The sequence below is a fragment of the Microvirga roseola genome, from assembly GCF_020866965.1.
Classification (GTDB): Bacteria; Pseudomonadota; Alphaproteobacteria; order Rhizobiales; family Beijerinckiaceae; genus Microvirga; species Microvirga roseola.
On record NZ_JAJATX010000115.1, the window covers coordinates 1 to 4,664 of the forward strand.

General features: G+C 58.1%; 2 protein-coding genes. Both read left to right on the plus strand.

What is annotated here, in order from left to right; genetic code table 11:
• The first annotated feature begins 1,455 nt into the window (after positions 1-1,455).
• Positions 1,456-2,673 (plus strand): plasmid partitioning protein RepA, encoded by a 1,218-nt coding sequence (gene repA, locus LG661_RS24150; RefSeq protein ID WP_268995515.1) that lies wholly within the window; start codon positions 1,456-1,458, stop codon positions 2,671-2,673.
• Positions 2,670-3,665, plus strand: coding sequence for a plasmid partitioning protein RepB (repB, locus tag LG661_RS24155; RefSeq protein ID WP_230534546.1), 996 nt, complete (start codon positions 2,670-2,672; stop codon positions 3,663-3,665). The genes repA and repB overlap by 4 nt, the downstream gene beginning before the upstream one ends.
• Positions 3,666-4,664: the final 999 nt, after the last annotated feature.

Sequence of the window (4,664 nt, forward strand, 5' to 3'; positions counted from 1 at the left end):
CTGCTTCAGTGGCCTTCTACCTCAATCAACGACTCCTGAGCCTAGACGACCTCGGCACAGGGCTCGTGCCGCATTGATCCTTCCAGACTGCCGCCATCATCCCCAGGGCTGGTATTACGGAGGAGCCGTGGCGAGATTGGGCCCGTTCGGGCGCATCGAGCGAGTAGGGACCGACCTTGTTGGGAGCTCCCAACGAGGCCCAGCGAGAGTTTCGAGTACAAGTACGGCATCTCGAGCAGCATTGCTAGGCAACTCACTCTCCCGCCGGAGCAATGGACCCAATAAGCACTCACGACGCAGGCGACAGACGAACTCGGATCATTGCTCAGTCGCATCGCCATTCTTCCATGGACCCCCACACCGGTCGAAAACGGCTCGCCTGCGCACCCCAGACTCCGCATTTTTAGCCGCTCGCGGACTGCCGCACGAACGTCCATTCGCGGCACCCGCCTGGGTTGACGCCGCCCCCCCCTGGGAGAGAACATGATATCTAGCTCTCTCCCCGCAGCCGGAGCAAGGCGCTGCCACCCCCTTCGAATGGGGCACCCTTCGCGCCGACCTAGCCACCCGGGCGGAAGCGGAACGAAGAAACGGCAGATGACCCACCGTAATCTCAGGTGCCACGTTGAGGGTTTGGGCTCGCTTGGCACAAGCCCTCCGGGGCGAGCTTCCGCCGTTGATGGAGCGGCGCCATTCGAGCGCTCCGCCGGATAGCCACTATCTATCTACAGGCGAGAGAAGGCTACACGCCCTATCGTACGCGCGCCTGCTGTAGCAAAGTCGGCGCCTTGGGATACTCAGCAAGGGCCACTTATCCTGCGCCGAGGTCGTCGGCCCGTCTCACTGGAGGCGCCGGCTCCACAATGGTTAGGCTAACTTATCCGGCTTGGAGCAAGCCCAGGAAGGGACGAGATGAGGGCGCTCCGTGAGCAACTGCTTCGCCCACAGGCAGGTGTTGGGAGCTCCCAACTTCTTCAACGAGGCAACTCAACCTGAGCCTCTGGTCCAGTACCCACACTGCTGCTCTAGCGTAGCCAGCCCTCAAACGCCTCGGCTGCACCCGCTGAGCTTTCGCGCTGCTCCATCCTTCTCCACCCAGCTGCCAATACAGCCCCACTCAGGGATCAGCACTGCGTCGCCGAATAAACTCCCTTCGATCGACGGCACGGAGAAGCTGGCCATACTCTCGGCCGGGTCGCAGCGACTGAGGATCAGGCACTGAACATTGTTTTCGGGTATACGACAGCGTCACGCATGCGTAGTACTCTGGTCCAATTCAAAGAACGAGTCGGCTCGTTGCTGACAATTCAGGCCGTTCATAGCTCGCGGTTTTCAACAAATAAATCCGGTACGGATGTCTAGACAGGCTCGACTCTGCCGGAGAATCCAACAAACCATTAACCTTTACGATAATAGACGTGTATAGGTCGATTTGCCGTAAACGAGAGGACCGCCGTGAACCAGCAAGCTGCAATACTAGACGTCGCGCTGCCGTCTCCAGAAACGGGCTCCGCCATCGGCGAGCATGCTGCGATCCTGCGCTCGCAGCTGCAAGCAATGGCAGCTGCCTTCTATCCACCAAGCTCAGCAAAAACCCTGCGCCGCTTCTCCTCTGGGGAGGCAGCGAAGCTACTGGGCATCTCCGACAGCAGGCTTCGCCAGCTTTCAATTGAGGGGCAGGGGCCACAGCCCGAGGTTACGCAGTACGGTCGACGCTCCTATTCGCTCGCCGACATTCACGCGCTGCGCGCTTATTTCGACGAAACAACTAAGTCGGGCCGGAAATTCTCGCCGCGCCGTCAGGACAGCGAGCACTTACAGGTTATTTCGGTCGTTAACTTTAAGGGCGGCTCGGGCAAGACCACGACAGCAGCTCATCTTGCCCAATTTCTCGTCCTTAAAGGCTACCGTGTTCTCGCCGTCGATCTTGACCCTCAAGCGAGCTTGTCGGCGCTCCATGGTGTTCAGCCGGAGATCGATGTAGGAGCCGGCGAGACTCTCTATGGCGCAATTCGCTATAGTGAGGAGCGCCGTCCGCTCGCTGAGATCATCCGACCGACCTACTTCACGGGTCTCGACATCGTGCCCGGAAATCTTGAGCTTATGGAATTTGAGCACGAGACTCCTAAGGCGTTAATATCTCGCCAGCGCGATCAACTGTTCTTCGAGCGAGTCGCCAAGGCACTCGACACCGTTGCCGACAGCTACGATGTTGTCGTAATTGATTGTCCACCGCAGCTCGGGTTTCTCACGCTCTCGGCATTATGCGCAGCGACCTCTCTCCTCATCACGGTTCATCCGCAGATGCTCGACGTGGCGTCTATGTCTCAGTTCCTCGCGATGACAGACGACCTTCTAGAGGTCGTACGTGGAGCTGGCGGTCAGATTCGGTATGATGCGTTGCGCTATCTAGTTACGCGATATGAGCCGCAGGATGGGCCGCAGACCCGCATCACCGCTCTTCTGAGAAGCCTGTTTGGTGACGCAGTCCTCACTAGTCCGATGGTGAAATCATCTGCGGTCTCGGATGCTGGCCTCACGAAACAGACCCTCTATGAGGTCGGGCGTGAGTCCATGAACCGACAGACCTATGACAGGGCGATTGAAGCTCTGGATGCTGTTAATAGCGAGGTTGAAACAATGATCCGCAAAGCGTGGGGACGTGCAGCATGAGCCGCAAAAGTGCAATGGATAAAGTCTTCGCGGCGATGACTGAGCAGTTGGGAGCTCCCAACTCGGCTCCGCAGGTGCCATCGCCGCCGCGCGTCCGCTCAGGAGCGATTGCAGCTATGGGGGCATCTCTCCAGCAGTTGACCGAGATCCGGGACCAAGTGGAATCAGGCTCGGCAATCGTTGAGATTGAGACTGATCTGATTGATGGCTCGTTTGTGTCGGACCGCATGGCCGATGCGACGGACTCGAGCATCGACAGTCTAGCCGAAAGCATACGGGAAAGCGGACAGCAGGTGCCAATTCTGGTCAGACCACACCCTGACCAGAAGGATCGCTACCAGGTTGCTTTCGGCCACCGTCGTGTGAAGGCAGCTGCCCGTCTCGGGATCAAGGTCAGGGCGGTAGTCCGTAACCTCACTGATCAAGAACTCGTTGTAGCTCAAGGCAAGGAGAATCTGGACCGGCGCGACCTCTCGTTCATTGAGAAAGCCTTTTTCGCACTACACCTCGAGACCCTCAAGTTCGACCGCACTGTGATCATGCAGGCCCTATCGACCGACAAGGCTGATCTGAGCCGCTACATCGCAGTTGCCAGAGCGATTCCAGAGGCAATTGCTAGTGCCATCGGTCCGGCTCCGAAAGCGGGCAGGGCACGCTGGATTGCGCTGTCCGAAGCGCTGAGCGGACCTGCAGCGAAGAGAGCGGCTGAAGCGGCAATCGCTGAAGTCAGCTTCGCAAATCTTGATACGGATAGCCGGTTCTCGCAGGTACTATCAGCTGTCACGAAGAAGCCCTCGGTGGGAAACTCCGAGCCCAAGGCAAGAACAATTTCAATTGGTTCTGGCCAGAAAGTTGCCAAGGTCCGGCAGACCGGGCGTGATCTGAAAATCAGTATTGATCAGGGGTTCGACACAGCATTCGCGGCATACCTGATCGAACAACTCCCAAGCCTCGCGGAGGCATACGCCTCCGCACAGAAGGACGTCAAATGATGTAGCCGCGGCACCGCAAAAGGCTCCTGGAGTTAGTAACTCAAAGGATCTTCGGATCTCATCGCCAGGGGTGATGGCAGACAATGCGTTTCGCACGTCCATTTTTGCCGTCCCAGCGAACCGCGTGTTACGAAAAGCGCCGGCTCCAGTGAACGACCCTGCTTTGCGCTCACAGAGAAGGGCAGGGTGCAGACTGCTGCGATAGGTGGCCGGAGGCCGTTTTATGTCGCCTTGGCCGCGAAGCAGCTTGCTGTGGGCGTGCACCGCGCCGTCACGCGCAAAGAGCTTTCGGCCGCAGCCCAATATGTGGAAGGCACTGAACTTACGCCCAGATCAGTGTCTAGTCCCGCTCCAAATCGTCGCCTGCTATGGCGAGCAGGAATGGGATAAGCTACTGGCCTGGGCGTCCAACGATCGCCTGATGAGCCGCACAGGGCACAGTGGGCGCTCGATCCGGCCCATTCCTGGCACAGCTCGCGGAGCTCAAGCTAGCTGAGGCGTCGGACTCGCTCAACGGTAAGCACTTTGCGATGCGTGCTCTCGTCTGCGTTCTCATTGAGGCAAATGGGTTTGATCTGACCCTAAACTCCGCAATGCGAGGGGAGTGGACGTCTCACAATCCACGACTACGGGCGCCGCGAAAACTTAAGTCGTAATAAAGTTTGCCCGACAAACATGGCTCAGAGGAACTTCGTTCATAACTCGGGAAAGTCTTTCCTACGATGCCCAGAATGGCCTAAATTAATGGCTGCCCGCGCGGATCGGTGAGCAATATCGCATAGGGATCCTACTAGCGCGCGATCTCACTCGGCTTCACAGCTATATTAGACAGCCTTGTCGCAGGATCCGGGGTGTATCGATCGGACCGTATTTAACGCTCCTTTTGCTTCTCTTGATCAAGCTGTGCTATGCAAAGTCAGTTGCTTAGCTCTCGATGCCGTGGGACGACTAGCAGGTAAGCGGGGCAGATTAGGGGGCAAGGGATTCCTCCGGGGCGGC